The sequence below is a fragment of the Thiothrix lacustris DSM 21227 genome (genome assembly GCF_000621325.1).
GTDB lineage: Bacteria > Pseudomonadota > Gammaproteobacteria > Thiotrichales > Thiotrichaceae > Thiothrix > Thiothrix lacustris.
In genome coordinates this window covers 1-24,259 of sequence record NZ_JHYQ01000020.1, presented here as the reverse complement: position 1 = coordinate 24,259, position 24,259 = coordinate 1, and the positions used below count along the sequence as shown (strand labels likewise).

Annotated in this window: 26 protein-coding genes and 1 tRNA gene; 12 read left to right on the top strand and 15 right to left on the bottom strand. The window is 52.5% G+C overall.

All coding sequences use genetic code 11. The annotated features are described in order from the left end of the window. Positions 1-25: 25 nt before the first annotated feature. Entirely contained in the window at positions 26-367 is a 342-nt protein-coding gene (locus Q394_RS0110680) for a hypothetical protein (RefSeq protein WP_028489289.1), read from the top strand. Between the two features lie 33 nt (positions 368-400). Beyond that, positions 401-1,012, top strand: coding sequence for a hypothetical protein (locus tag Q394_RS0110675; protein WP_028489288.1), 612 nt, complete (start codon positions 401-403; stop codon positions 1,010-1,012). Between the two features lie 30 nt (positions 1,013-1,042). Here Q394_RS0110675 and Q394_RS0110670 read toward each other — a convergent pair whose 3' ends face one another. Together Q394_RS0110670 and dapF are read right to left on the bottom strand one after the other, a co-directional pair. Continuing rightward, positions 1,043-1,765 carry a DUF484 family protein gene (locus Q394_RS0110670; protein WP_028489287.1) on the bottom strand — a complete coding sequence of 241 codons (723 nt, stop codon included), beginning with the start codon at positions 1,763-1,765 and terminating at the stop codon, positions 1,043-1,045. Then, on the bottom strand, positions 1,762-2,601 hold the full coding sequence (gene dapF / locus Q394_RS0110665) for a diaminopimelate epimerase (protein ID WP_028489286.1): 840 nt from the start codon (positions 2,599-2,601) through the stop codon (positions 1,762-1,764). The genes Q394_RS0110670 and dapF overlap by 4 nt, the downstream gene beginning before the upstream one ends. A 128-nt stretch (positions 2,602-2,729) precedes the next feature. On the opposite strand from dapF, the gene Q394_RS0110660 reads away from it, so the two are divergent. After that, a complete protein-coding gene (locus Q394_RS0110660; protein WP_028489285.1) occupies positions 2,730-2,960 on the top strand; it encodes a sulfurtransferase TusA family protein in 231 nt (76 codons plus the stop codon). A 63-nt stretch (positions 2,961-3,023) separates the two neighbouring features. Further along, the gene (gene bioF / locus Q394_RS0110655; protein ID WP_028489284.1) at positions 3,024-4,202 is read left to right on the top strand and encodes an 8-amino-7-oxononanoate synthase; all 1,179 of its coding nucleotides are present in this window, start codon (positions 3,024-3,026) and stop codon (positions 4,200-4,202) included. A gap of 3 nt (positions 4,203-4,205) precedes the next feature. On the opposite strand, the gene Q394_RS0110650 is transcribed toward bioF, so the two are convergent. From Q394_RS0110650 to Q394_RS22405, 4 genes are all read right to left on the bottom strand, one after another. Next, positions 4,206-4,454 carry a YcgL domain-containing protein gene (locus tag Q394_RS0110650; RefSeq protein WP_028489283.1) on the bottom strand — a complete coding sequence of 83 codons (249 nt, stop codon included), beginning with the start codon at positions 4,452-4,454 and terminating at the stop codon, positions 4,206-4,208. A 13-nt stretch (positions 4,455-4,467) separates the two neighbouring features. Then, a complete protein-coding gene (locus Q394_RS0110645; RefSeq protein ID WP_028489282.1) occupies positions 4,468-5,181 on the bottom strand; it encodes a hypothetical protein in 714 nt (237 codons plus the stop codon). A 22-nt stretch (positions 5,182-5,203) separates the two neighbouring features. Next, positions 5,204-7,105, bottom strand: coding sequence for a biosynthetic arginine decarboxylase (gene speA / locus Q394_RS0110640; protein WP_028489281.1), 1,902 nt, complete (start codon positions 7,103-7,105; stop codon positions 5,204-5,206). A 127-nt stretch (positions 7,106-7,232) separates the two neighbouring features. Further along, positions 7,233-7,385: a hypothetical protein gene (locus tag Q394_RS22405; protein ID WP_156946825.1), complete on the bottom strand. Its 153-nt coding sequence runs from the start codon at positions 7,383-7,385 to the stop codon at positions 7,233-7,235. A 139-nt stretch (positions 7,386-7,524) separates the two neighbouring features. Between Q394_RS22405 and Q394_RS0110630 the strand changes: the two genes are divergently transcribed. Together Q394_RS0110630 and Q394_RS0110625 are read left to right on the top strand one after the other, a co-directional pair. Beyond that, a complete protein-coding gene (locus tag Q394_RS0110630) occupies positions 7,525-8,601 on the top strand; it encodes a DUF1176 domain-containing protein (protein ID WP_028489279.1) in 1,077 nt (358 codons plus the stop codon). Between the two features lie 345 nt (positions 8,602-8,946). Next, on the top strand, positions 8,947-9,276 hold the full coding sequence (locus Q394_RS0110625; RefSeq protein ID WP_028489278.1) for a DUF1840 domain-containing protein: 330 nt from the start codon (positions 8,947-8,949) through the stop codon (positions 9,274-9,276). On the opposite strand, the gene Q394_RS0110620 is transcribed toward Q394_RS0110625, so the two are convergent. Together Q394_RS0110620 and Q394_RS0110615 are read right to left on the bottom strand one after the other, a co-directional pair. After that, positions 9,273-9,935 carry a glutathione S-transferase family protein gene (locus tag Q394_RS0110620; protein WP_028489277.1) on the bottom strand — a complete coding sequence of 221 codons (663 nt, stop codon included), beginning with the start codon at positions 9,933-9,935 and terminating at the stop codon, positions 9,273-9,275. The two genes, Q394_RS0110625 and Q394_RS0110620, sit on opposite strands and share 4 nt — an antisense overlap. 87 nt (positions 9,936-10,022) lie before the next feature. Further along, positions 10,023-10,098 (bottom strand) — tRNA-Phe (locus Q394_RS0110615). 216 nt (positions 10,099-10,314) lie between these two features. Between Q394_RS0110615 and Q394_RS0110610 the strand changes: the two genes are divergently transcribed. Then, positions 10,315-11,370 carry a hypothetical protein gene (locus tag Q394_RS0110610; RefSeq protein ID WP_156946823.1) on the top strand — a complete coding sequence of 352 codons (1,056 nt, stop codon included), beginning with the start codon at positions 10,315-10,317 and terminating at the stop codon, positions 11,368-11,370. A gap of 5 nt (positions 11,371-11,375) precedes the next feature. Here Q394_RS0110610 and Q394_RS0110605 read toward each other — a convergent pair whose 3' ends face one another. Beyond that, positions 11,376-12,959, bottom strand: coding sequence for a flotillin family protein (locus Q394_RS0110605; protein WP_028489275.1), 1,584 nt, complete (start codon positions 12,957-12,959; stop codon positions 11,376-11,378). Positions 12,960-13,058: 99 nt separating this feature from the next. Between Q394_RS0110605 and Q394_RS0110600 the strand changes: the two genes are divergently transcribed. From Q394_RS0110600 to Q394_RS0110590, 3 genes are all read left to right on the top strand, one after another. Further along, positions 13,059-14,522 (top strand): bifunctional ADP-dependent NAD(P)H-hydrate dehydratase/NAD(P)H-hydrate epimerase, encoded by a 1,464-nt coding sequence (locus tag Q394_RS0110600; protein ID WP_028489274.1) that lies wholly within the window; start codon positions 13,059-13,061, stop codon positions 14,520-14,522. Further along, positions 14,519-14,932 (top strand): tRNA (adenosine(37)-N6)-threonylcarbamoyltransferase complex ATPase subunit type 1 TsaE, encoded by a 414-nt coding sequence (gene tsaE, locus Q394_RS0110595; RefSeq protein ID WP_028489273.1) that lies wholly within the window; start codon positions 14,519-14,521, stop codon positions 14,930-14,932. The genes Q394_RS0110600 and tsaE overlap by 4 nt, the downstream gene beginning before the upstream one ends. A 167-nt stretch (positions 14,933-15,099) precedes the next feature. Continuing rightward, complete coding sequence (locus Q394_RS0110590) at positions 15,100-16,359, top strand: N-acetylmuramoyl-L-alanine amidase (protein ID WP_038141187.1); 1,260 nt, start codon at positions 15,100-15,102, stop codon at positions 16,357-16,359. On the opposite strand, the gene Q394_RS0110585 is transcribed toward Q394_RS0110590, so the two are convergent. From Q394_RS0110585 to Q394_RS19860, 3 genes are read right to left on the bottom strand one after another with little or no spacing between them, the layout of a single operon-like run. Then, positions 16,356-17,501 (bottom strand): GNAT family N-acetyltransferase, encoded by a 1,146-nt coding sequence (locus Q394_RS0110585; protein WP_028489271.1) that lies wholly within the window; start codon positions 17,499-17,501, stop codon positions 16,356-16,358. The two genes, Q394_RS0110590 and Q394_RS0110585, sit on opposite strands and share 4 nt — an antisense overlap. A 20-nt stretch (positions 17,502-17,521) precedes the next feature. Continuing rightward, the gene (gene tsaC, locus Q394_RS0110580; RefSeq protein ID WP_028489270.1) at positions 17,522-18,079 is read right to left on the bottom strand and encodes an L-threonylcarbamoyladenylate synthase type 1 TsaC; all 558 of its coding nucleotides are present in this window, start codon (positions 18,077-18,079) and stop codon (positions 17,522-17,524) included. A 3-nt stretch (positions 18,080-18,082) separates the two neighbouring features. Further along, positions 18,083-20,587 carry a DNA topoisomerase I gene (locus tag Q394_RS19860; RefSeq protein ID WP_038141185.1) on the bottom strand — a complete coding sequence of 835 codons (2,505 nt, stop codon included), beginning with the start codon at positions 20,585-20,587 and terminating at the stop codon, positions 18,083-18,085. A 167-nt stretch (positions 20,588-20,754) separates the two neighbouring features. Here Q394_RS19860 and Q394_RS0110570 point away from each other — a divergent pair, with 167 nt between their 5' ends. Beyond that, entirely contained in the window at positions 20,755-21,450 is a 696-nt protein-coding gene (locus tag Q394_RS0110570) for a type 1 glutamine amidotransferase (RefSeq protein WP_028489269.1), read from the top strand. Positions 21,451-21,460: 10 nt separating this feature from the next. On the opposite strand, the gene Q394_RS0110565 is transcribed toward Q394_RS0110570, so the two are convergent. From Q394_RS0110565 to Q394_RS19855, 3 genes are all read right to left on the bottom strand, one after another. After that, positions 21,461-22,153: a helix-turn-helix transcriptional regulator gene (locus Q394_RS0110565; protein ID WP_028489268.1), complete on the bottom strand. Its 693-nt coding sequence runs from the start codon at positions 22,151-22,153 to the stop codon at positions 21,461-21,463. 20 nt (positions 22,154-22,173) lie between these two features. Next, the gene (locus Q394_RS0110560; protein WP_028489267.1) at positions 22,174-22,572 is read right to left on the bottom strand and encodes a VOC family protein; all 399 of its coding nucleotides are present in this window, start codon (positions 22,570-22,572) and stop codon (positions 22,174-22,176) included. Positions 22,573-22,706: 134 nt separating this feature from the next. After that, a complete protein-coding gene (locus tag Q394_RS19855) occupies positions 22,707-23,897 on the bottom strand; it encodes an ATP-binding protein (RefSeq protein ID WP_084260427.1) in 1,191 nt (396 codons plus the stop codon). 66 nt (positions 23,898-23,963) lie between these two features. Between Q394_RS19855 and Q394_RS0110550 the strand changes: the two genes are divergently transcribed. Further along, a partial coding sequence (locus Q394_RS0110550; RefSeq protein ID WP_038141181.1) for a MerR family DNA-binding transcriptional regulator occupies positions 23,964-24,259 on the top strand: 296 nt, incomplete at its 3' end.

Here is a 24,259-nt window from a genome sequence, read left to right as displayed (position 1 = left end):
TTTAATGAATTTTCGAGGACAAATCATGAAATGGACAACACTATTACTTACCTTTTCCCTATTACTAGGTCTTGGTGCATGTACGCAAGAAACCCAAAACAAGATTGGGCGTGAAATTAATAACTGGACAGGCGTCAATGGTGTACTGGAAGTTTATGCCGGTGAAAAATTGGTACGGCGCTTCATCAAAGTCGACAAATTAACCACGGCATTGGGCACTGATACCAATAAAGACCGCTCTTACCGCTTTGGCTACGGTATCCTAGATGCCAACTTGAACGGTGTGACAGATGCAGGCGAAAAGAAAGTCTACTTTGAGTTCAGTGACTACTCGACCAATTACGTATTCTTTGAAAATCCGGCCTGATGCGGTAACTCAGGGTATTCACGGAGAACAAACATGCCACCGATAAGGTCAAGCGCCCGTTTACTGTTACTACCATTGCTGCTTGGTGGCTGTGGGGATAATACCAATTCCTCACAGCCAGCGATCAATCAAACACAGGTCAGCAGTCAAACGACAGGGCAAGCACAAGACAACTACACCATTACCGACACTGCGGCTGGGCCTGTACAACTTGGTATGCTATCGAGTGATATTTTAGCCACCTTGCCGGGAGCCACCGCCGCTATTGAGCAAGATGGTGAGGGCATCGAATGGATGACTGTTAGCCTGAATGGGGAATCTCTCATGAATATCATGTTAGATAGAACAACCCACACCGCCAACCTGATACGCATTCTTAGCCCTCGCTTTATCACAGCAAACGGAGTGAAAGTTGGTGAAAACCTGCAAAGTGTTGGCGAAAAGCTTGGCGGCTTAACCGAAATCCAATGGACTGAGATCGAGTCTCGCGAGTTTGCCACCTTTGCCAAAACCCCTGCCACGATGATTTTTCAAGTCATTGGCAAAAGTGACCGTACAGCAGGCGTCTACTCTAATGGCGATACCATCACGACAGTTGCCGATTCTTCTGCCACTATTCAGTCTATATGGCTAATGGAAGACTAACCTTTTTATTCCATTTATTTGAGCCGCGTATCAGGAGCCCATCTCAGTCTTAGCATCCAAGGGAGGCTCCAGATAACGCGCCAATGCTCTCGCCACCAACCCGCCTAGTTGGCCGATGAACAAGGTTCCCATACCAGGGTAGAAACGCGCTTCGTTCTCGCTACCCAACGCAAGAACCCCAATTTCACGCGCCTCATACAGGGGGATCAACACCGCCGACTTGATCGACGAACCTTCCTCACCGAACAGAAACATTTGCTGACGTGGGCGCAGCCGACCACACACTGGCTGGCGTTTACGGAACAAGGTCGCTAATTGCTTGAGGTATTTATCACCCGGGTCAATAAAATGCAGGCCATCACGTTCTCGCCCATGCCCAATCAAACGCAACACGACATTGTCGGCCTTAAAATCACCCCGCAACATGTTATTACAAGCGCCAACCACATCATCTAAGCTGTCACAGTTCATCAACTCCAACGCCAAATGATGTAACCGGGCAAGCACATACTCGCTATCACGCGCCGCTTTCAACATGTCACTCTGACGGCTTTCCAATTCGCGAACTTTGTCACGCTGACGCTGTACCAGACGTTCCAGCAAAGAAACTGCCTCACCCGTGTGCGGATGCGGGATATTCAAACCATCCAGCACCTCCTCATGCTCACGGAAAAAGTTCGGGTGCAAGCGCAACCACTCAGCGACCAATTCGGCGCTGATCTCCTTGCTTTCCAGTCGGTCTGCTGTGTTCATACGATGAGTGTTCCCCTGAATACCGTTGCTGCCGGGCCGGTCATCCATACCGGCTGCCCTTCGCCTTGCCACTGAATCTGTAAATCGCCGCCGGGCAAGCTTACTGTCACCTGATCATCCAGCAGACCTTGTAAGCGCCCAGCCACCACTGCGGCGCAAGCACCCGTACCACACGCCAACGTTTCGCCACAACCGCGCTCAAACACCCGCAAGCGGATGGCATCCCGCCCGACGACCTGCATGAAACCAACATTGACTCGCTTGGGGAATGCCGGATGCACTTCCAACAACGCCCCCAATGTCGCAACAGGCGCAGACTCCAGTGCTACTACTTGCAGCACCGCGTGAGGATTTCCCATCGAAACAGCCGCTAGCGATACCGCAGCACCCTTAACATCCAGAGTATAGAGCGTTTGGCGCTGTTCGGAAACGAATGGAATCTGTGCAGGCGTAAGCTCAGGCACACCCATGTTCACTTTCACCTGCCCATCAGGCTGGATTTGCAACACAATGCGCCCGCTGGCGGTCATGACCGGGATCGTGGTGTTCTGCGTCAAACCCTGATCATACACGAAACGCGCAAAACAGCGTGCACCATTGCCACACTGTTCCACCTCGCTGCCATCGGCATTAAAAATCCGATACCGAAACTCAGCATCATCCCCCTCATAAGCCTCCACCAACAACAACTGGTCGCAACCAACGCCACGGTGACGGTCAGCAATCTGGCGTATTTGCGTTGCACTCAAATTGACTGACTGATTGACACCATCCAGCACCACGAAATCATTGCCTAGACCATGCATTTTAGTGAAATAAAGTTCGCCGTTTTCCATCATAGATACCCCGCCACGTAAAAGCATTAGTATACAAAGATATAGCGATACAGCAATTTTGATGGTATGTTACGTCACTCAAGTTTTGGATCGCATCACACTTTAATCGTAAGATCAGGAGAGGAAATATGTCTGATTTTAAACAAGAACTGGACGCTCGTGGCTTAAATTGCCCATTGCCAATTCTTCGTACCAAAAAAGCCATGAACGGCTTGGCATCTGGCGAAATTCTGAAAGTTATCGCCACTGACCCAGGTTCAGTAAAAGACATGGAAGCATTCTGCAAGCAAACTGGCAATGAAATGGTCAGCACCAGCGAAGCAGGCGGCGATTATACTTTCATGATCAAGAAAGGTTAATCACTGGTAGGGGCGGATGCTTGTTCGCCCCTGCATAGAAACCCTCGCTACCGATGAACCTTGATGACCCAAGACCATAAATTCAGCAAACTCCGCACTGAACTCGACTCCCGCCGCTCCCGGCACCTCTACCGCAGCACCCGTGTCGCCGACTCCCCACAACAACCACATAGGTACATCGACGGCAAAGCGTTGCTGACATTTTGCAGCAATGACTACCTTGGCCTTGCCAACCACCCCGACGTTATCCACGCTTTTCAGCAAGCCGCCAATACCTATGGCGTTGGCAGTGGTGCGGCGCATCTAGTCAATGGGCATTCACGCCCCCACCAGCAACTCGAAGAGGCACTGGCTGCCTTCACCGGACGGGAACGCGCATTGCTGTTTTCCACCGGTTACATGGCGAATCTGGGGGTAGTGAATGCGCTATTGAATGGGCGTAATGACGTGGTGTACGCAGACCGCTTAAACCATGCATCGTTGGTAGATGCAGGTTTGCTTTCCGCTGCAAAACTGATCCGTTACCCTCATAATGACACCCATCATCTCGGCAAACGCTTGCTGGCACAGGAAGGAGAGGCTGCGACCCAACTCATCCTCACCGATGGCGTTTTCAGCATGGATGGTGACGTTGCACCACTATCAAGACTCGCAAAGCTGGCACGACATCACGATGCATGGTTAATGGTGGATGATGCCCACGGTTTCGGAGTACTCGGCAAAACCGGCGCAGGTTTGGTGGAAGCCGAGGGATTAACGCAAGACGATGTACCCATCTTGATGGGCACGCTCGGCAAAGCACTCGGCACAGCAGGTGCATTCATCGCTGGGTCACACGACCTGGTTGATTACCTCATCCAAACCGCACGGACATGGATTTACACCACCGCACAACCACCCGCCGTTGCTGCCGCCACCTTGGCAAGCCTGCAATTGGTGCAAACCGAACCCTGGCGACGCGAACATTTACAGGCACTCATCCAGCAATTTCGGCAAGGTGCTACACATCTGGGTGTGCCACTCATGCCTTCCAATACGGCTATTCAGCCCATCATGGTCGGCAGCAGTGAAAGGGCAGTGGAACTCAGCCGTCAATTGGAAGCCCGTGGTATTCTCATCACGGCAATCCGCCCGCCCACTGTACCCGCCGATACCGCCCGCTTACGGGTGACGTTATCGGCGGCACACACACCAGAAGATGTGAAACAACTACTGGACTCACTCGCCCAAATTTGGCGCTAAACCTCAACAGTGCAGGTCTTCCTTCGGGGGAAGTTGTAAGAAAAAGCCATTCTCTTGCATCACCCGACGAATTTCAGTCGCATCTAGCTTCAATACCAGCTGACGATCGGCACTCAGCTCGAAATCAAACGAAAATTCTGGCACACCAAAAATCGTCAATAACACTTCAGGTACCCGCACAAAATTATCTTTTTCTGGCAAGAATAAAAAAGATCCCGGCTTACGCCGACTGCGATACACATAACATTGCATGGTGGCTATATCCTTAATCCTGTTCGTGAGTCATGAGTGCAACATCACGAATCTCAGTCAGCTTCATATGACGCGTCACAGCCGTCCCCGACTGGCGTTCTTCCAAACCGATTTCGCTATCGGATGCGCTCAACAACTTACCCTCATGTTTACTCCCATCATTCTGCGTAATACGCACGTATTGCCCAGTCTTATCCTTTAAGGCTTTCACCTCAATGGGTTTGAATACCACATGGAACAAGGCGGCGGCAGGCAATGTTTTGGCACCTGCCAACACATCAACCGGTTCTGGTGGAGCAACAGCAACGGGCGGGGCAATAGCAACCGGTGCAGAGGCCACGGGTGCTTGTGTCTGCTTTGGAATATCAATAGCCTGAGTCTGCGGCGTAGCCGCAGGCGCACCACCCGTTACAGGTGCTGAAACCACGGGTGCAACTGCAACTGGCGCAGTAACATTCAATCCCATCGCTTGTGCGCGACTATACACATGCGTACCAGCACCCGCGAACCATGCCCCACTGACCAATAACAAACCAATCACGCTCGTTATGACCCAGCCCCCCACCCGATGCCACATCGCCGGTAATGTCAGTAGATTCACCCCCGGAATTAAGGAGATAAACCCTGTTACAGCATGGCGCTGGAAGCAAATGCCTGCCATAACCATCCACCCGAGCACAAACAGCACCACGCCTAACACCAAAACGCCCAATAATAAGTATTCCATGTAGTCCCCATTTTAATTCGAATTAATCTTCGAGATAAGTATAACCGATCAAGCCCGCTTCTATTTCACGCAATAGCATTTTTTGGCGCTCGGGATCAGCAACAGCCGCAGCCAATTTACGTCGGCACTGCGCCAGCAAATCTTTCGGCTCAAAATGCACATAGCGTAACAACTCATCAATGGTGTCACCGCGCTCCGGTTCTGACAAGCGGTAAGCGCCATCCGGCAACAATTCCACGTTGATGGAATCCGTGTCGCCAAACAGGTTGTGCAAATCGCCGAGGATTTCCTGATATGCCCCCACCATGAAAATACCCAGCAAATACGGCTGACCTTTTTGCAGCGAATGCAGCGGCAAAGTGCTTTCCAGCCGCCCGCTTTCCACGTAATGCGAGACGGTGCCATCCGAATCACAGGTCAAATCCTGCAAGGTCACGCGCCGATCTGGGCATTCCTGTAAGCGGTGCAAGGGCATGATCGGGAAAATTTGCTCAATCGCCCACGCATCCGGCATCGACTGGAACAGCGAGAAATTGCAGAAATACTTGTCCGCCAGTTTTTCCCGCAAGCTGCTCTGGATTTCAGCTTCCAGCGCCTCAAACAGCTCTGGCTGGCTGAGGAGTTTGCGGCAAATGGCACGGTGGAACTCTTCCGCCCGCGCCCGCTGATTCAGGTCGATGGAGCCGTGGGCGTACATGCCGTGGGCATCGTCCAACCAATACGCGGCATCGTGGTAGATTTCCGAGGGCGGTAACTGCTTGCGGTTATGGTACAGGCGGAACAGGTTGTGCAGGATCATCGGATCAGCATCCTCCGGTTCGCGCAGTTCCGGCAAGGTTTCCGGCTGTTCCGGGTCGGTGTCGATGACATTGGTGATTAGCACCGCGTGATGCGCCGTCAGGCCACGCCCGGATTCTGAAATGAAATCGGGGAACGGCAACGCGTATTCCTCGCACACATCCTGCACGCTACGCACGATGGTATTGGCGTATTCCTGCAAGCTGTAATTGATGGAACAATCATTGCGCGAACGCGAACCGTCGTAATCGACCCCTAAACCACCACCCACGTCGACCACGCGGATATTTGCGCCCAAGCGGTGCAGTTCGGCGAAATAGCGGCTGGCTTCACGCATTCCGCGCTGGATGTCCTGAATATTGGCGATCTGCGACCCCATGTGGAAATGCAGCAATTGCAGGCAATCGAGTTTCCCCGACGCTTGCAATTGCTCAATCATGTGCAGGGATTGCGCGGCAGACAGGCCGAATTTGGACTTTTCACCGCCGGTATTTTGCCACTTGCCTTTGCCAAGGGAATACAAGCGCACGCGGATGCCGAGCAGCGGTTCGATGCCGAGTTTGGCGGCCTCTTCCAGCGTTTCCGGCAGTTCGGATGGCTTTTCAATGACGATGAAAATGCGATGCCCCATTTGCCGCCCGATCAAGGCGAGGCGCAGGTATTCGCGGTCTTTGTAGCCGTTGCAAATGATGGTGCTGCCCGCCGGGGCAGAACCCAGCACCGCCATGAGTTCGGGCTTGCTGCCTGCTTCGAGGCCGACCTGTTCGCCGCCCCCTTTGAGGATTTCCTGCACCACACTGCGCTGCTGGTTAACCTTGATGGGGTAAATGGCGGTGTAACGGCTGCTTTGCCCGCAATCGGCAATCGCTTGGTTGAATGCGCCTTGCAAACGCTGTACCCGGTCATGCAACACATTGACGAAACGCACCAGTAACGGAAAACGCATTCCGTCTTCCTGATGGACGCGCATTGCCAGCGCGTGCAAATCGACCTGTTGCGCCGGATTGCCGGGGACGCACATGGCAACACTCCCCGCCGCATTCACGTCAAAATAGCCATCACCCCAATGCTGGATGCTGTACAGATGGCGGGCGGTTTCAAGATTCCAGGTCTTATCGGTGTACATGGTATTCCTGCTATATGGATGGCGATTTCAAGGTGTGCAGGATACTAGAAAAGTTGCCCAAATAAATACCCCCGCTTTAAGGGCGGGGGTTAGAGGAGTCGAAGCATGGTCAGGCATTTTATTGTTATTAATGTTTAAGCCTGCTCTCTGCCTCTTGGGGCTTGCTGATAAATACTTTTTGTTGTTTCGCTTGTTCTGACTGAGAACAATATTGCAATGGCTGTGCCAAACCCGATAATAATTTCAAGTCATTGAATATATAGAATTTATTATTTTTCATGGGCACACTACCAAACCGTGACAACGGCAATGTTGTCAAAAAGCGACAGGGATGGCGGCAAAGGGTGACACAAGTGACAGCGCGAGCAGCACAAGCTGCGTGCTAAACTCAAGCAATCCCAACCACTGAGAACAAGCCGATGAAAATGCACCTCATGCTATGCGGAATAGTCTTACTGCCCTTGCCATTACTGGGCGCAACGGCTTCACTCAATCAAGTCCAAACCTTCAAAGATTGGGCGGTCGCCTGCAACAATATCCGCGCCTGCACCGCCACTTCCCTCATGTTCCAAGACGATGGCAGTGGTGAAATGAGTGCCACTATCCGATTAGAACGCAGCAATAAACCGGGCGATGCGCCTGTTTTCAGCCTGAACCTAGGTTATGACACCTTGCCCGCCGCATTACTTGGCAAACCCGTGCAATTACGCGCAGCAGGTAAAACCCTAAATGTAGGCAAACTGACCAGCAACCAACAAAAGCAAAGCAGCATCACAATCCCAGCAGAGCACAACACTGCATTGCTGGCCATGATAAGCAAACCTGCCTTACTGGAAATTGCCATCGGCTCCAGCACCTACCGCGCCACCCTCAGTGGCCTTGCATCCAGCCTGCTGTACATAGATGAACAACAAAAACGGCTGGATACAACCACCGCCCTGATCCGTAAAGGCAACAAAGCTATGACGGCTACACAACCGAGCGCCCCCATCTATAAAGCGGTGTTAGCGCCCAAAAGCATGAAGGTTCCCGCTGACCTCAGCAGCAAAGTACGCACAAGCATGGCAAGCGTACTGACAGACTGTGACCCCAATGAAGGTGATTACAAAGTCAGTAAAAACGACTTTGCCGAAGCGCTAGATGCCAACCATTATCTGGTGGGCATTACCTGTTTCAGCGGGGCATACAATCAAACGAGCAATATGTTTGTAGTAACACAGGCATCGGCGGCTTCTGCCAAGCCACAAATCACCCCTGCCAAACTGGAATTTCATAAAGGCAGCAGCTCACAACTGGTCAATGCCTCATTTGACCCCAAAACTGGGCTGCTTTCCGAATACAGTAAAGCACGTGGACTGGGGGACTGCGGGTCACTCGCCGAATGGGTATGGACAGGTAAACAATTCGCAGCCGTCAAATATGACCGTATGCCGGAATGCCGGGGAGTGGTGGATTACCTAAATGTGTGGACAGCGACCATTGGGAAATCCAAATAAAAACCCCCGCTTTATGGGCGGGGGTAGAGGAGTCGAGGTATGGTCAGGCGCTTTATTGTTATTAATGTTTAAGCCTGCTCACTACCCCTTGGGGCTTGCTGATAAATACTTGTTGTTTCGCTTGTTCTGACTGAAAACAATATTGCAATGGCTATGCCAACCGACCATTATATTTATAAGTAATTGATATAATTTAATTATTTTGTTTGTTGCCCAACAGGATAATGGCGATTGGCCAAGCAAACCTGTCAGATAATGACAGGGCTGTCATTGCACCTGACAAACATGCCAGTTTGGAAAAAGCGGTATATGATGAGCATCAACCGAATCTGAAAGGAGAACCCCATGATCCGATTTACCAGCCCTGCCGGAGCCAGCGTCTCAATGTTTGAGAAGGATGCTAAAGCGCTCATCCGCATGATGGGACACAGTGGCACAATCCCCAGCGCTATCCGCGCCGAAGATATAGCCACAGCCCTGCAACAACTGGAAGCAGCCTTGCAGACCACAGAAGAGAAATCTCAGGAAGCCCAGCCAAGTAAACTGCAAGGGCAAGATGCAGAAGAAAAAGCGGTCGGTATCAACGTCCGCGCTTACCCGCTGATCGAGCTACTGAAAGCCGCGTCAGCCAAGCAGAAAAACGTCATGTGGGAAAAAGACAGCGCGTTTTTCTAGCGTTTTAGGATGTAACCATCCTGCGCTTTGAGAAAATTGGCAAACACCACCGGGAATTCCTCCACCACGGAGGTTTTCACCGCATCCAGCGCCAACAGCGCATCGCTCCATGCCTGCATCCGCGCACTCAAGGCTATCTCCAGCGCGTAGCTTTGCTTCAGCATGGCCAGACGCATGAACAGCGGCGCATACACACAATCCACCAAATGGAACTGCTCACCGGCAAAATACGGGGCTTGCTCGGCTAATACCGTATCCAGACGTTGCAAACCCTGCTGCAAGGACTCACGAGCTTCGTTAAACCCAGCCTCATCTTTCGCCGTCAACATGCGGTGCTGACGCCCCAACAGCTCCGAGCAGAATTCTACCCATGCCCGTTGCCGCGCCTTTTCCAGCGGGTCAGCCGGGTGTAAGGCAGGCGGATAGACTTCATCCAGATATTCCAGAATCACCGCTGACTCAAACACAGGCGTACCATCCACGACCAATACCGGCACTTTGCCCAACGGGGAAATGGCTTTGAACCAGTCAGGGGTTTCTTGTGGGTTGATGTGTGTAAGGGTGTAATCGATGCCTTTCTGGTTCAACGCAATGATTGAACGCTGTACAAAAGGGCAAATTTTGAAACTGACAAGTTCCAGCTGATGGGATTTAGACATGGGTAAATTCCTGCGCTAAAAAAACTAAGCGCTACTATACACGAAAGTGCTGAATAAATGTCTAAGGAGGGGAATAATCGAAAGAAGTGGTGGCCGGAGACGGAATCGAACCGCCGACACGGGGATTTTCAATCCCCTGCTCTACCAACTGAGCTATCCGGCCACAGAGGGCGCTATTAAAGCGTTTTGCCTTCCTCTTGTCAAGCATTAATCTTTCAGATTTTTCTGCTACACTTCGAAAAGCCCTTTATTGATAACCCAAAATACCTCTGAACACATGGATTTCCACAGTCTGTTTTTAATTATTCTCTGGCTTATAACGGCAACAGGTCTGTTTTTGTTTATACGCTGGTTAAGTCAATTTCTTGGCAAATTCAATTTGCCAGCTGACACTCGTTTATTGATTCTGATTTCTTTCAGTGGCGTCATGTTGGTGGCAGCACTGAGTTTTCTATGGAAACAAGGCAACAACCAAAGCACGCCCCCTCACTCAGCGACCAGTAACACCACCGATGCGGTTACTGAACCAGACACACCACCAGCCAATCAAGAACAAGCCACTAAAGAAATCGACCTAGAGACTTACGAAAGCACTACCTACCCTGAGTTATACGGCCTACGTCAGGAAATGATCCACCAATTACAAGACCTCAATACCTTTTTCAAACAGGTTGGTACTTGGGCAGAAACCATACCCGCTCAACGCCCTTTTCTACAGCAGATTATCGACATACGTTGGGAACGCAGCAAACAATTGCAGAAGGCTTACCTGGACCTTGACCACAGTCGCCGCGCCTTCTGGCTTCACTACCATACGGGTGAAGACCACCATGTACGCAAAATGTTTGATGATGAAGCAATACGCCTACAAAAGCGCATTCAAGATGCACTCGGCGACAGCTTAGCATTCCAATTAGCGGAAGCAGACACCATCCGCAAACATTTACAATCCGCAGACGAATTACTCAAAGCTGACAAACTCCCCAAACCCAAAAAGGGACAAAACCCCAACACCGTTTTCGTGCCTTACAGCAACCAAAACCGCCAGCGTTTGATTGAAGTTCTGACGCGCAAACAAGAAAACAGCATCCTCGTCAACTTGAATCAGCTACAACAAGAAGAAAAACAAATACGTGACAAACTAGCTTACATGATTGAATTTCAAAAGATTAATACGGATTTACTAGAAGAAACAAACCTACTGATTCTGGCATGGAATAAAGCCTTAATTTACAACCAATACGCGCAATACCGCTTGCTGTTTGCCACTGAAGCCTTAGAAACCACCTTATTGCTGGGAGAACCCCCCAACAATCGTGATTATGCTTGGCTACTCAAGGAGTTACGGGAACTGTCCCCTGCTCTGTTAACGCAAGCAGAGGAAGAACGTAATGTGGCTGCTTACAGCTACAACCCGGCCATTGACAGTCAATAGCAGCATTAAAAATCATCATCGCCATCCACCCGCACAGGCTGTTCACGCTCACGAGCGGGCGTTGCCTCAGGTTTTTTTACCGTTTCTGCTGTGGATTTACCTGCCGTAAACATCTCTTCATGCAAGCCCTTGGTCATATCATTGAGGGAGCCGCCCTTCAAACCGACCTCACTCAGCAAGCTTTCAATAAGGGGAACTTGAGCGCGGTAACGTAAAGCGCTATCCACCACTTGTTCAGCAAGGTTGCTACCACCACCATTATTGCCACCGCCGTCACCGCCTGAACCACTATTGGAACCACCCCTCCCCATCGCGTTATTCAAACCATCAATGTGCATGATTTTAATGCCTTCGATATTTTCCATCGGACGCACACTTTCACGAATAATATTGGGTAACTGACGCACGATCTCCATTTTGACCTGCATGGCAATCTGGTCATTGGATAGCAGATTAGAAGCCTCATTCAGCGCCCGCTTACCTGCTGCTTCCACTTCATAACGCAATTGAGCAGACATCGATGCCAGTTTCTCAACATCAGCATTAGCCTCAGCAATAATACATTGGCGACGTGCCTCTTTTTCAGCACTAATTAACTCAACGACGCGGGAGCGCTCAGCCTCCGCGCGGTCGCGGGCAGTACGGATTTCTTCAGAGATTTTTTCAAATTCCGCTTTGACCTTATTGGTTTCGATCCAAGCCAACGATACTTCACGCTCCAAAGCAGCTTGCTGCACATTCACCGATTGTTGAGCACGTTCGATCAGGAGTTCTTTTTCAATGTTGATTTCTTCGATCTTGCGCTGGGTTTCGGCCTCATTTTCGGCTTTTTGGCGCTTGCGTTCGTTTTGTGCGACAACTTCCTTGTACTCCATCTCTTCTTTTTTGATGGTGGCCTCAAGGTTTTTCTGTTTGATCGCAACCGCTGTTTCCTGCGCCACGTTGTTACGGCGCTTATCATTTTCGGAAACAATTTGCTCTAAAAGGGTCAGTCCACGTGCGTCGAAGGAGTTATTCGGGTCAAAATAACTTTTATCGGTCTGGTCAAGCCGCGTCAGGGAAACGGACACCAGCTCCAACCCGTTTTTACGGAACTCGGCATTAACCGCCTCTTCCACGTTATGCTCAAAATCGGCACGTTTCTGATGCAGTTCATCCAGCTCCATACCAGATGCAACCGAACGCAAGGCCGCCACACACGGCGCTTCAAACACTTCATTGATTTGCCGCTGGTCAAGAGTACGCCGCCCCAAGGCACGCGCTGCGGTACTGATCGCATTTTCTTCCGGCGCAACCCGCAAGAAGAATTCAGCGGTTACATCCACGCGCAGTGGATCTTTAGTAACCAGCGCCAAATCTTGTTCACGGGCAATTTCGATACGCATGGTTTGCATATTAACGGGAAGAATTTCATGCAACACTGGCAATACAAACGCCCCCCCTCCCATGATAACCTTTTCCCCACCCAATCCCGTGCGCACATAAGAGGTATCTTTTTGTGCACGCTTGTAAAAAAACATTAACGCGACACCCAGCCCCAACAAGAGCAGTATGCCAATGGATAGAAAAATAAAGAAATCGGAATTCATGCACTCGCCTCGATGTGACAGCTCAATATAAGCATCAGTATACGCAATATATTGAAGTTGCACCTAAAACCGTGTCAACTAACCCCAAAGGATTCGCATGTGAAAAACCGCGTCTACACCGCCGCCCAAGTTCGCCAACTCGACCGTAGCGCCATTCACGACGCGGGCATCCCCGCCTACACCCTGATGTCACGTGCCGGGCAAGCCACCTTCGACCACCTACGTTCCCGCTGGCCTGATGCCCGCTCCCTCTGCATCCTGTGCGGCGCAGGCAACAATGGCGGGGATGGTTATGTTATCGCCCGACTAGCCTTACAAGCAGGCTGGCAAGTCACCCTGATTTCGCTAGCAGACGTATCCCGTCTGCAAGGCGCTGCCCAGCAAGCCTCCCACGATTTCAGCGCCGCAGGCGGACACGTGCAAGCTTTCACAGGTGAAATCCCACCCGCCGCAGTGATAGTCGACGCTCTGCTCGGCACAGGACTGGATCGCACCGTGGAAGGTGCATACGCCGCTGCCATCCAGCAACTCAACCAGCAAACTGCGCCCGTAGTAGCCGTCGACATTCCCTCCGGCCTGCACGCCAACACCGGGCAACCTTGCGGCGGTGCAGTCGAAGCCACCCTGACCGTCACCTACATCGGCCTAAAAGCCGGGCTGCTCACCGGCAAGGCGCGGGATTATTGTGGAACCTTGCACCTCGCCACGCTGGATGTTCCTGACAGCGTATACGCCCAAGTCCCCACCGATATGCACCTGCTTGGCCTACACACCTTGCATGAACACCTAGCCCCACGCCGCCGTTCTGCCCACAAAGGCAATGCAGGACATGCATTGCTAGTCGGTGGTGCACCCGGCATGAGCGGTGCTATCCGGCTCGCAGGTGAAGCAGCATTACGCGCTGGCAGTGGGCTGGTTTCCGTCGCCACTCACCCCGAACACGCCCCTTTCCTGAATGTATACCGCCCAGAATTGATGGTACATGCACTTGACTCCCCCTCGACACTAAGTCCATTACTAACACGCGTAAATGCTATCGGTATCGGCCCCGGTATGGCACAAACAGTCTGGTCAACTGAACTGCTTACCCTAATCCAGAACACTTCCCAACCCAAAGTACTGGATGCCGATGCATTGAATCTACTAGCACAAACCCCTAGCCAACGTGACGACTGGATTCTCACCCCGCACCCCGGTGAAGCTGCCCGTTTATTATCCTGTACCACAGCCGCAGTAGAACAGGATCGTGTTACCGCTGCTCGCCGCTTGCAGCGCGAATACGGTGGCGTTATTGTATTAAAAGGGGCAGGCACACTGGTTGCTTCCAGCAATGGCATAGCTTTTTGCGATGCAGGCAATCCCGGCATGGCCTCCGGTGGCATGGGTGACGCCCTCACAGGTATCATTACCGCCCTGCTGGCACAAGGCTTAAGTCTAGAAGCAGCCGCGACCACAGGCGTCTGGGTACATGCCCATGCCGCCGACCGCGCCGCCGCTAACGGAGAACGCGGCTTGCTGGCGAGCGACCTCATTACACATTTACGGGAAGTCATCAACACATGAAGGATTGGCAACGGGTAGCAGATGAAGCCGCCATGCTCGCAACCGGCGCAGCCGTGGCGCAACGATTCCCCTCTGGCGGGCTGATTACGCTGCACGGCGACTTAGGGGCAGGCAAAACCACGCTGGTACGCGGCCTATTGCGGGCATTAGGACATACTGGTAACGTCAAAAGCCCCACTTATACGCTAGTAGAACCCTATCATCTGGAAGGGCGCGACGTGTTCCACTTCGACCTGTACCGTTTAGCAGATGCAGAGGAGTTGGAGTACATGGGCATCCGCGACTATCTACGCCCGGATGCTCTATGTCTGATTGAATGGCCAGAAAAAGCCGGGGGCTTGCTACCTAAGCCGGATTTACGCATTCACATTCGGCACTGTGGCGATGCACGTGAAATTTCACTAACATGATTTAACCTAAATAAATCATGAATTTGCCAGATATTCATAAAAAATCACTTGAAAAATACCACTCTCTGGATTAATACTTATGAAGAAGAAACATTTTTCACTCATTTTAAACTGAACAGCACACGGTCAACGTTTGCTGTCATTAAGTGTCGTTTGAGATCTAGTCCATGAACACTAACAAGCTTAGCCGCAGAAGTTTTATCCTGAAATTAAGTGCCTTGGCCGGTGCTATCACTAGCGGATTTCAAGCTCCCCTAGCCTTTGCAGCCGACTCTCCTGCCGGACGATTAACGGGGGCAAACCTAAAAGGTAGCGCAGAGAAACTGATTTTTGCCCTACAACTGGATGAACCTATTGCTTACAAAGTCTTCACTCTAGACTCACCTGATCGCGTTGTCATTGATCTGATGAACACCAGCATGGCAGGCAAACTCAAGCAAGGTACTCATGACCGCCCGCCCATTACCAGCATTCGTTACGCCAGCCGTAAAGATGGGCGCCTACGTGTCGTACTCGATGTACAGGAACAAGTATCCACTAAAGCCAGCATGAGTAAAGATGGCAGCAGCAATATACTCTCCATCACCATGAGCCCCACAGGAAAAGGCAGCAGCAGTGCTCCTGACAAGAAAACCGAGAAAAGCGCTGATAAAAAATCAGCCAAAAAATCTAAAACATCGAGTGAACAAGAACAGCCTTCAACATCTGAACCATCTAAAAACAAATTCATTGTGGTGATTGACCCCGGTCATGGTGGCAAAGACCCCGGCGCCATTGGTGCTAACGGCACGCGTGAAAAAGACGTAGTGCTGGAAGTTGCACGCAAACTCAAAACACGCATCGACCGTGAAAAAGGCATGAAAGCCATTTTGACCCGCTCCAGCGATACCTTCATTCCCTTACGCGGACGCATGGACATTGCCCACCAGCACAAAGCTGACCTCTTTATCTCACTGCACGCAGATGCCAATCCTAGTACACGCGTCAGCGGCTCTTCCGTTTATATCCTGTCAGAAAATGGTGCATCCAGCGAAGCGGCGCGCCTGATGGCAGAAAGCGAAAACTCTTATGAGCTAAAATTTGGGAATCACAACCTAAACAACACCAGCAATCGAGTTGCTTCCGTCTTACTAGACTTAAGCCAAAATGCCATGATCGACCGCAGCCTGAGTCTGGCAAAAGGCGTGCTCGGTGAACTCTCCAAGGTCAACGACCCATTGCGTAAGCGTGTGGAAAGCGCCGCCTTCATGGTGCTCAAGTCACCGGATATTCCTTCCATGCTGGTGGAAACCGCGTTCCTCAGCAACCCGATCGAGGAAAAACGCCTGCGCACCGCTGATTACCAGCAAAAACTCGCCTCGGCGGTCTTTAAAGGCGTAAAACGCTACCAGCTTGCTTACGCCGATAGCGGGCGGGCTAATACCTAATACGTAAAATCTGGCCGATACGGTAAATGTTCGCTGGCGGAACGCATGTAATCCGCCACCGAACCTTTCTCATAGGTCGCATGGCGCTCGATCGCTTGCCGGAAGTGTGCCTCCCGCAACCAGTGCGCTGAACGGGTCAGGGTCGGGATAAAGCCACGCGGAATCTTGTGTTCCCCCTGCGCCCCCGGCTCAAAGATTTGCAGACCGTGCTGGATGCAATACTCAATCCCTTGGTAATAGCACGCCTCGAAATGCAGGCTGTCCACATCTTGCGTGCACCCCCAATGCCGCCCGTAGAGTTTGGTAGCACTGCGGAACATCAGTGACCCCGCGATACATTCCCCCTCACGATTATCCGCCAGAATCAACAGCACCTGATCGCCCAGCGCCTGCGCCATCTCACGGAAAAATCCCAGATTCAGGGTCGGAATGCCCCACTTGCTTTCAAAGGTATGCTGGTAGAAAAACGCAAAGTGCTCCCAATCCGCCGCCGTCGCGGTATTGCCATCCAGTTGCCGTAAGGTCACGCCCGCATCTGCCACCTTGCGGCGTTCTTGACGGATATTCTTACGCTTTTTGGACGTCAGTGCCGCTAGAAAGTCTTCAAAGGTGCTGTACCCAGCATTACGCCAATGGAACTGGCAATCGTGACGAATCGTTAAACCCTGTTGCGCCATCCACTCAAGCTGCTCAGCGGGTGGGAACAAGCAATGGAAACTGCTGGCTTGCAGCGCTTCCGCTACTTGCATTACCGCCGACAGCAGTAACGGATACAATTCGGCTTCACGCCCGGCCTGTACCAAAAAGCGCTGCCCACTGGCGGGCGTATACGGGATGGTCGACACCAGCTTGGGAAAGTAACGCATCCCGTGCTGGCTATAGGCTTGCGCCCACGCATGGTCGAACACGAATTCGCCGTAAGTATTGTCCTTTTCATACAAGGGCAGCGCAGCAATCAGTTGCTCATCCTCGTAAATCGCCACGTGGCGTGGTAGCCAACTGAACTCCTCAATGCTAAGGCAGCCGTGGTGTTCGAGGGCGGCGAGGAATTCGTGACGCAAAAAGGGGTTATTGTCCTGCACCAGTGCATTCCACTGCGCAGCGGGGATGGTATCGAGTCGGTCAAGGATTTGAATTTGCATGGCAACGGATGCTAACGGTTTTAAGCCGGGCGGACAATTTCCCCAGTAAGTCCGTGCCGTATTTCGGTGGGCTGGTTTTGCTCACCCAGCGGCGCATCGAGAATATAGCCCAGTTGCGAACCAAATTGCTGCTGCACTTCCGCCGCACTCCGCGCCGGTGGCTGGTCGCTGAGATTGGCGCTGGTGGAAATCAACGGATGTCCAAGCTGTTCGCAAAGCGCACGGCATACCGGGTGAGCGGTGATGCGTACCGCCAGCATGTCGTGCTTGCCGCGTATTAGCGGGGAAACGTCCGGGCGCACCGGCAACAACCACGTCACGGGGCCAGGCCAAGTGGGTAGGACACGGGCTTGTAAAGCAGCATCCAAAGGCAACAAATACGCCTCCAGTTGCGACAGGTCGGCAGCCACCAAGATCATCCCCTTGTCGGCGGGGCGTTGCTTGAGGGTGAGAATACGTTGCACGGCGGCAAGGTCAGCGGTGTTGCAGCCGAGGCCGTAGACGGCTTCGGTGGGGTAAGCAAGCACGCCACCTGCTTGCACGGTGCGGATGGCGTTGGATAAATCAGGGGTTAACAAGGTTTAACTCGCTGACTTTTTGGGAGCTGTGGTTTTAGTTGCCGTAGCTTTCTTCGCTGCCGGTTTCTTCGCCGCTGGCTTTTTGGCTGGTGCTTTTTTAGGTGCAGCTTTAGGCTTGGCTACTTTCGCGGCCTTGGGCTTATCGGCTGCATCAGCCGTTGCTTCGCCGTCTGGTTTGGCGGCGGCTTCCTTGGCCTTTTTCGCACCTTTTTTGGCGCTCTTGGCTTCAGCAGCGACCGCAATCAGCGCTTCGCACTCTTCCAGCGTCATGCTGTCGGGTTCGCGGTCTTTGGGCAGGCGAATCTGCAATTTGACGCGCTTTATCACTTTATTGATGTAAGGCCCCCAACGGCCTTTGAGGATCTGGATGCCATTGCCGAAATCCACCAGGATTTTTTCGGCATCCTTGATTTTCTTCTCGGCAATCAATTCCAGCGCCCGATCCAAGGTAATGGTGTGCGGGTCATCTTCCTTTTTCAGGGAAGCGAACTGGTCGCCGAATTTGACGTAAGCCCCAAAGCGCCCAATATTGGTGCTGATAGCCTTGCCGTCTTCGGTTTCGCCGAGTTGGCGCGGCAGCTTGAACAGTTCCAGCGCCTCTTCCAGCGTCACCGTATCCAGCTTCATACCGGGGCGCAAACCAGCGAATACTGGCTTTTCCTCGTCATCCTTAGTGCCGATTTGCACCATGGGGCCAAAGCGCCCTAAGCGCACCGATACTGGCTTGCCACTGGCCGGATCAATGCCAATCTCGCGGGACTGGAGCACGTCGCTGCGGTTGACGCTTTCCATCTTGTCATCGACCAGCTTGTGGAACGGCTGCCAGAAGGCATCCATCACCGGCACCCATTCTTTTTCGCCGCGTGAAATTTCATCCAGCTCGTTTTCGAGATTCGCGGTGAAATCGTAATCGACGTATTGGGTGAAATGCTCCGTCAAAAAGCGGGTCACGATGCGCCCAATATCAGTCGGGGTAAAACGGCGGCTTTCCAGTTCGACGTATTCACGCGCCAACAAGGTAGAAATAATGCTGGCGTAAGTCGACGGGCGACCAATGCCAAATTCTTCCAGCGTTTTGACCAGCGAGGCTTCCGAATAACGCGGTGGCGGCTCGGTGAAATGCTGCTCGGCTGCAATGTCTTGCAAGGTCACGCTATCGCCTTCTACCAGCAATGGCAGCGTGCTTTCTTTTTCACTGGCGCGGTCATCCTGACCTTCTTCGTACACCAGCAGGAAACCGGGGTCACGAATGGTAGAACCGGAGGCGCGGAAGAAACTGCCCGCCTCCGCCGTCAAATCAGCCGACACCGTGTCCAGCGTGGCGAAGACCATCTGGCAAGCCACGGTACGTTTCCAGATCAGCTCATACAGCTTGAACTGTTCTTCGTTGAGGTGGCTTTTAACCTGCTCAGGGGTGCGGAAGGCCGACGTCGGGCGCACCGCTTCATGCGCTTCCTGCGCATTTTTGGATTTGGTTTTGTAGAAATTCGGGGTTTCTGGCAATTTATCTTGCCCGTAACGCTGCTCGATCAGGCCGCGCAATTCACCGATGGCTTCGTTTGCCAGCGTCACCGAGTCGGTACGCATGTAGGTAATCAAACCGATTGGGCCACTGCCGAGGTCAATGCCTTCGTACAATTGCTGGGCAACCCGCATCGCGCGTTGGGTGGAAAAACGTAGCTTGCGCACCGCTTCCTGCTGCAAGGTTGAGGTAGTAAACGGCGGCGCGGGGTAACGCTTACGCTGTTTCTTGTCGACTTTGCTGACCAGCAACTTGCCATTGGCCGCTTTCAGCAAGCGTTCGCGGACTTCGCTGGCCCGCGCTTCATTATTAATGTCGAACTGGTCGAGTTTGTGACTATCCAGTGTGTGCAAACGCGCGGTGAAGGCTTGTTCATCCTTGGCGTTTTGCGCGGTCATCGTCCAGTATTCCTGACGGACGAAACGCTCGATTTCGTCTTCACGCTCCACAATCAAGCGCAACGCAGGGCTTTGCACCCGCCCGGCGGACAAGCTCGGCTTGATCTTGCGCCACAGCAGCGGGGAAAGGTTGAAACCGACCAGATAATCCAGCGCCCGACGGGCTTGCTGTGCATCCACCAGATCGGTGGCCAGTTCACGCGGATTTTCGATAGCTTCCTGAACCGCACGCTTAGTGATTTCGTGGAACACCACGCGCTGGACATTTTTGCCCTCGAGTGCGCCACGTTCCTTGAGCAATTCGTACAAATGCCAGGAAATGGCTTCGCCTTCCCTGTCCGGGTCAGTCGCGAGATAAAGGTTATCGGCTTTTTTCAAGGCACGCGCAATCGCATCGACATGCTTTTGATTGCGGTCGATGATTTCATAGCGCATCGCATAACCATTTTCGGTGTCTACTGCGCCTTCCTTAGGAATCAGGTCACGTACATGGCCGTAGGAGGCCAGCACTTCAAACCCATTACCCAAGTACTTCTGGATGGTTTTTCCCTTCGCCGGAGATTCGACGATTACCAAATTTTCGCTCATTTTTTATGCTTCAAGGCGTCAATGCCCGTGTTTCGATTAGTCACAAGGCCGCATTTTATGCTTGTATTCGGGTCGAAAGTAAAGTTTTGCAGGTGCAAAACACGAAATTAACTTAAACGGGTTTTGCTCTATACTCCACATCCATCGCCTGAAACCTGAGGTTTTCCATGCACACACACTACCTGCAACACGTACCCTTTGAAGGGCTGGGCAGTATTGCCACATGGCTGGAAACGGCAGGCCACCGCCTTAGCCACACCCGTTTTTACGAAACGGCGGCATTGCCCGACCCGGCCTCCATTGACTTGCTGGTGGTCATGGGTGGCCCCATGAGTATCAACGATGAGGCAGAATTCCCCTGGCTTGCCGCTGAGAAACGCTTCATCCGTGCCGTCATTGAAGCGGGCAAACCCGTGTTGGGTATTTGTCTGGGAGCGCAATTAATTGCCGGTGCAATGGGCGCGGCGGTGTACCGCAACCCGCTCAAGGAAATCGGCTGGTGGGCGGTGCAAGCTGAAAATACCAGCGGGGATGTATTCCCGTTTCCACCAACCGCCACCGTGTTCCACTGGCACGGGGAAACCTTCGACCTGCCACCCGGCGCGGTGCGGTTGGCGCGTAGCGAGGCTTGCGCCAATCAGGCTTTCCAACTGGGTGAACGGGTCATCGGCTTGCAATTCCATCTGGAAACTACCCCAGCATCGGCACAAGCCATTGTTAGCCATTGTGGAGATGAACTGGTTCCAGCGACGTGGATTCAGAGCGAAACCGACATTCTCGCGGCGGATGCGGCGCAATTCAGCGCCATTAACGGCCTTATGGGGGCTATTCTGGCGTACCTGCTGCGCCCGGCGGCGACCTGACGGAACTGAATCAAAAATCCTCACAGCCCGACTGCATCAAGGTCACAAAGTCGCTCAGCCGTTGCCCCGGCAATTCCTCAAAGGTTTGCGCCAGCGTTTCCAGTTGGAGAATGCGGTCGAGGCGAAAGGTGCGGAAATCATGGCGCAATTCACACCACGCTGTCAGCGTCCACACGTTGCCCCAGAAAAACAGCCCCAGTGGTTTGACTTCGCGCTGGCTGGCTGCATCATCCGCACGCCGGTAATCCAACCGCAGCAGGCGACGGGCGGCAATGGCATGGCGGCAGGTATCCAAGGTGGTTTCGAGGTCTTCGCGTGCCCCAAAACGCATCGCGTACAGGCGGCTGGCTTCCAGATGGTGGTGTAGTTCGGCGGGAATAACGGCGTGTACCTTGTCGAGCACGGATTGCGCACTGCTGCCGAGTTCGCTGCCGCCCCAGGCTTTCAACATCCGCGCCCCGACGACCAGTGCCTCGATTTCAGCAGCGGAGAACATCAATGGCGGAATATCGAGCGAATAGCGCAAGTGGTAGCCGACGCCTGCTTCGCCTTCCACCGGCACACCCGACAGGCTCAAGTCCTGCATATCGCGGTAAATGGTACGCTCGGACACTTCCAGCCGGTCGGCGAGTTCCCGCGCCGTGACCAATCGCTTGTTCCGCAGGATTTGCACAAGCTGGAACAAACGATCGGCACGGCGCATGGAATTCTCCTTTAAGTCATCTAGGCCATCGAATGCAGGCCGATCATATTGCCTTCAGTGTCGTTGACGAGGGCAATGAAACCGTGTTCACCGATGGGCATTTTTTCCTTGAAAATACTGCCACCGTTGGCGGCGGCGCGGGCAGCATCCACCGCGCAATCTTCACAACTGAAATACACTAATGTACCGCCACCACCGGATGGGCAACCGCCCATTTTGACCAATGCGCCCGCTGCACCATAGGTGGGATTGTCGCAATCGGACATCGGGAATGTCCACATTTCCAGATCAGACCATGTTTCCGGGTCGGAAGTGGGCAAATGTTCCAGCTTGGTTTCAAGCATGGCTTCGTAGAAGGCAACGGCGCGTGGCATATCCTGCACGTAAATTTCAAACCAGCCGACGGGGTTTGGTTTCATGATGATTCTCCTTTGGTGGGTCATTGTTGATTGGTTTTTGCAGTATAGAGGCGTCCTCCTGACAGCATTGTGTCAGTAGTGTTTACTGCCCCACCGTGGTACTTGAAATGATTGAGAATGGCCTGCCAGCCTTGCTACACATACTTGAACGGCACATTGATCAGCTTTTCATCCACTAGCCCTAGCCTGTCGTTATTACTGACCACAATCCCATAAGGGCACTGATATTCCTCGATGAAACTACGAATACCTTTCAGATCGCGCAAAGTCACGGTCTGTTTATATTTGATTTCAATGGGTAAGAGGCCGAATTCCCCTTCCAGCACCAGATCAACTTCTGCCCCAGCCGTCGTGCGATAATGGTAGTAATCAAAAATAATACCCCGTGCATTCAGCCCCCGGATCAGGTTTTCGATCACCATCGTCTCCCACGAGTGCCCCATTTGCGGATGTGCCAACAAGTGATCTTGGGTATAAAGATGCAGGAAATGATGCAGCAAACCTGAATCCCGCAAATACCCTTTCGGATGCTTGACAATGCGCTTGGCTGCATTCTTTTCATACGGCGGAATATGCCGCCAAATGAACGTGCCATGCGCAATCCTGAAGTATTCGCGCACAGTAGGTGGCGAGACACCCAGAGCCCGCGCCACATCGGAATAGTTGATAATCGTCCCCGATAAGTGCGCCAGCATTTGCAGGAAGAGCTGATATTTTTCGCGTTGCAGGCTGGGGAACAACCGCATGATGTCACGTTCCAGATAGGTTTTGACGTAGTTCTGCATCCACAACTTGTGGAAACGATCATTATTTTTCAGCCAAGGCTCCGGGTAGCCCCCGCGTAGCCAGTAATCATGGTGTTGCTGCAAATCGGTGGCGCTGGGTATCAGGCTGGCAAAATCCGTCAGCAAACGCCGCGACTGGATCAGTTCATACAGGCCGGACTGCGCTTGGGAAAACGCCTCGGTCATCATGAAGGGGGCAACCTCCACCATCGCAATACGTCCAGCAAGGCTTTCCGAAATGGAACGTATGAGTTCTGGTGAACTAGAGCCGGTAATGAGAAAGCGCCCATTGGTGTGACGATCTGCATCAATCGCCACCCGCAAAGCGGGAAACAATGTAGGCAATAACTGCGCTTCATCCAAAGCGACCTGTGCAGGGTTCAGACGAAAAAACAGATCAGGGTCACGCGCTACTACGTCGTAGTCAGTGGCCGTTTCTAGGTCGTACATCTGCCACGGCTGCGGTAACTCGTGTAAAGCCGTTGTTTTGCCTGATTGCCGAACACCTGTCAGTGCAACACACGGAAACAGGCTCAGCAATTCATTAACGAAAGGGTTTGAACAGTTCGATTAAAATCTAATTAAATCTACTCTATACTAATCAATATGAATAGATTAGTCCCGATCAGTGAAGCCTCAAAACTCCTTGGTGTGTCAGTTCCCACCCTGCGCCGCTGGGAAGCGGAAGGTCGGTTAATCCCAGAACACACCTCCGGTAACCACCGCCGTTACGATATGTTGAAACTCAAGCCGGAGCTATTCCGTGCCACAGAAGATAGCCGTAAGACGCTTGCCTACGCCCGCGTATCCAGCCACGACCAAAAAGACGATTTGGAACGCCAAAAGCAAGTGCTGGAACTCTATTGTGCCCAACAGGGCTGGACGTTCGAGCTAATATCCGA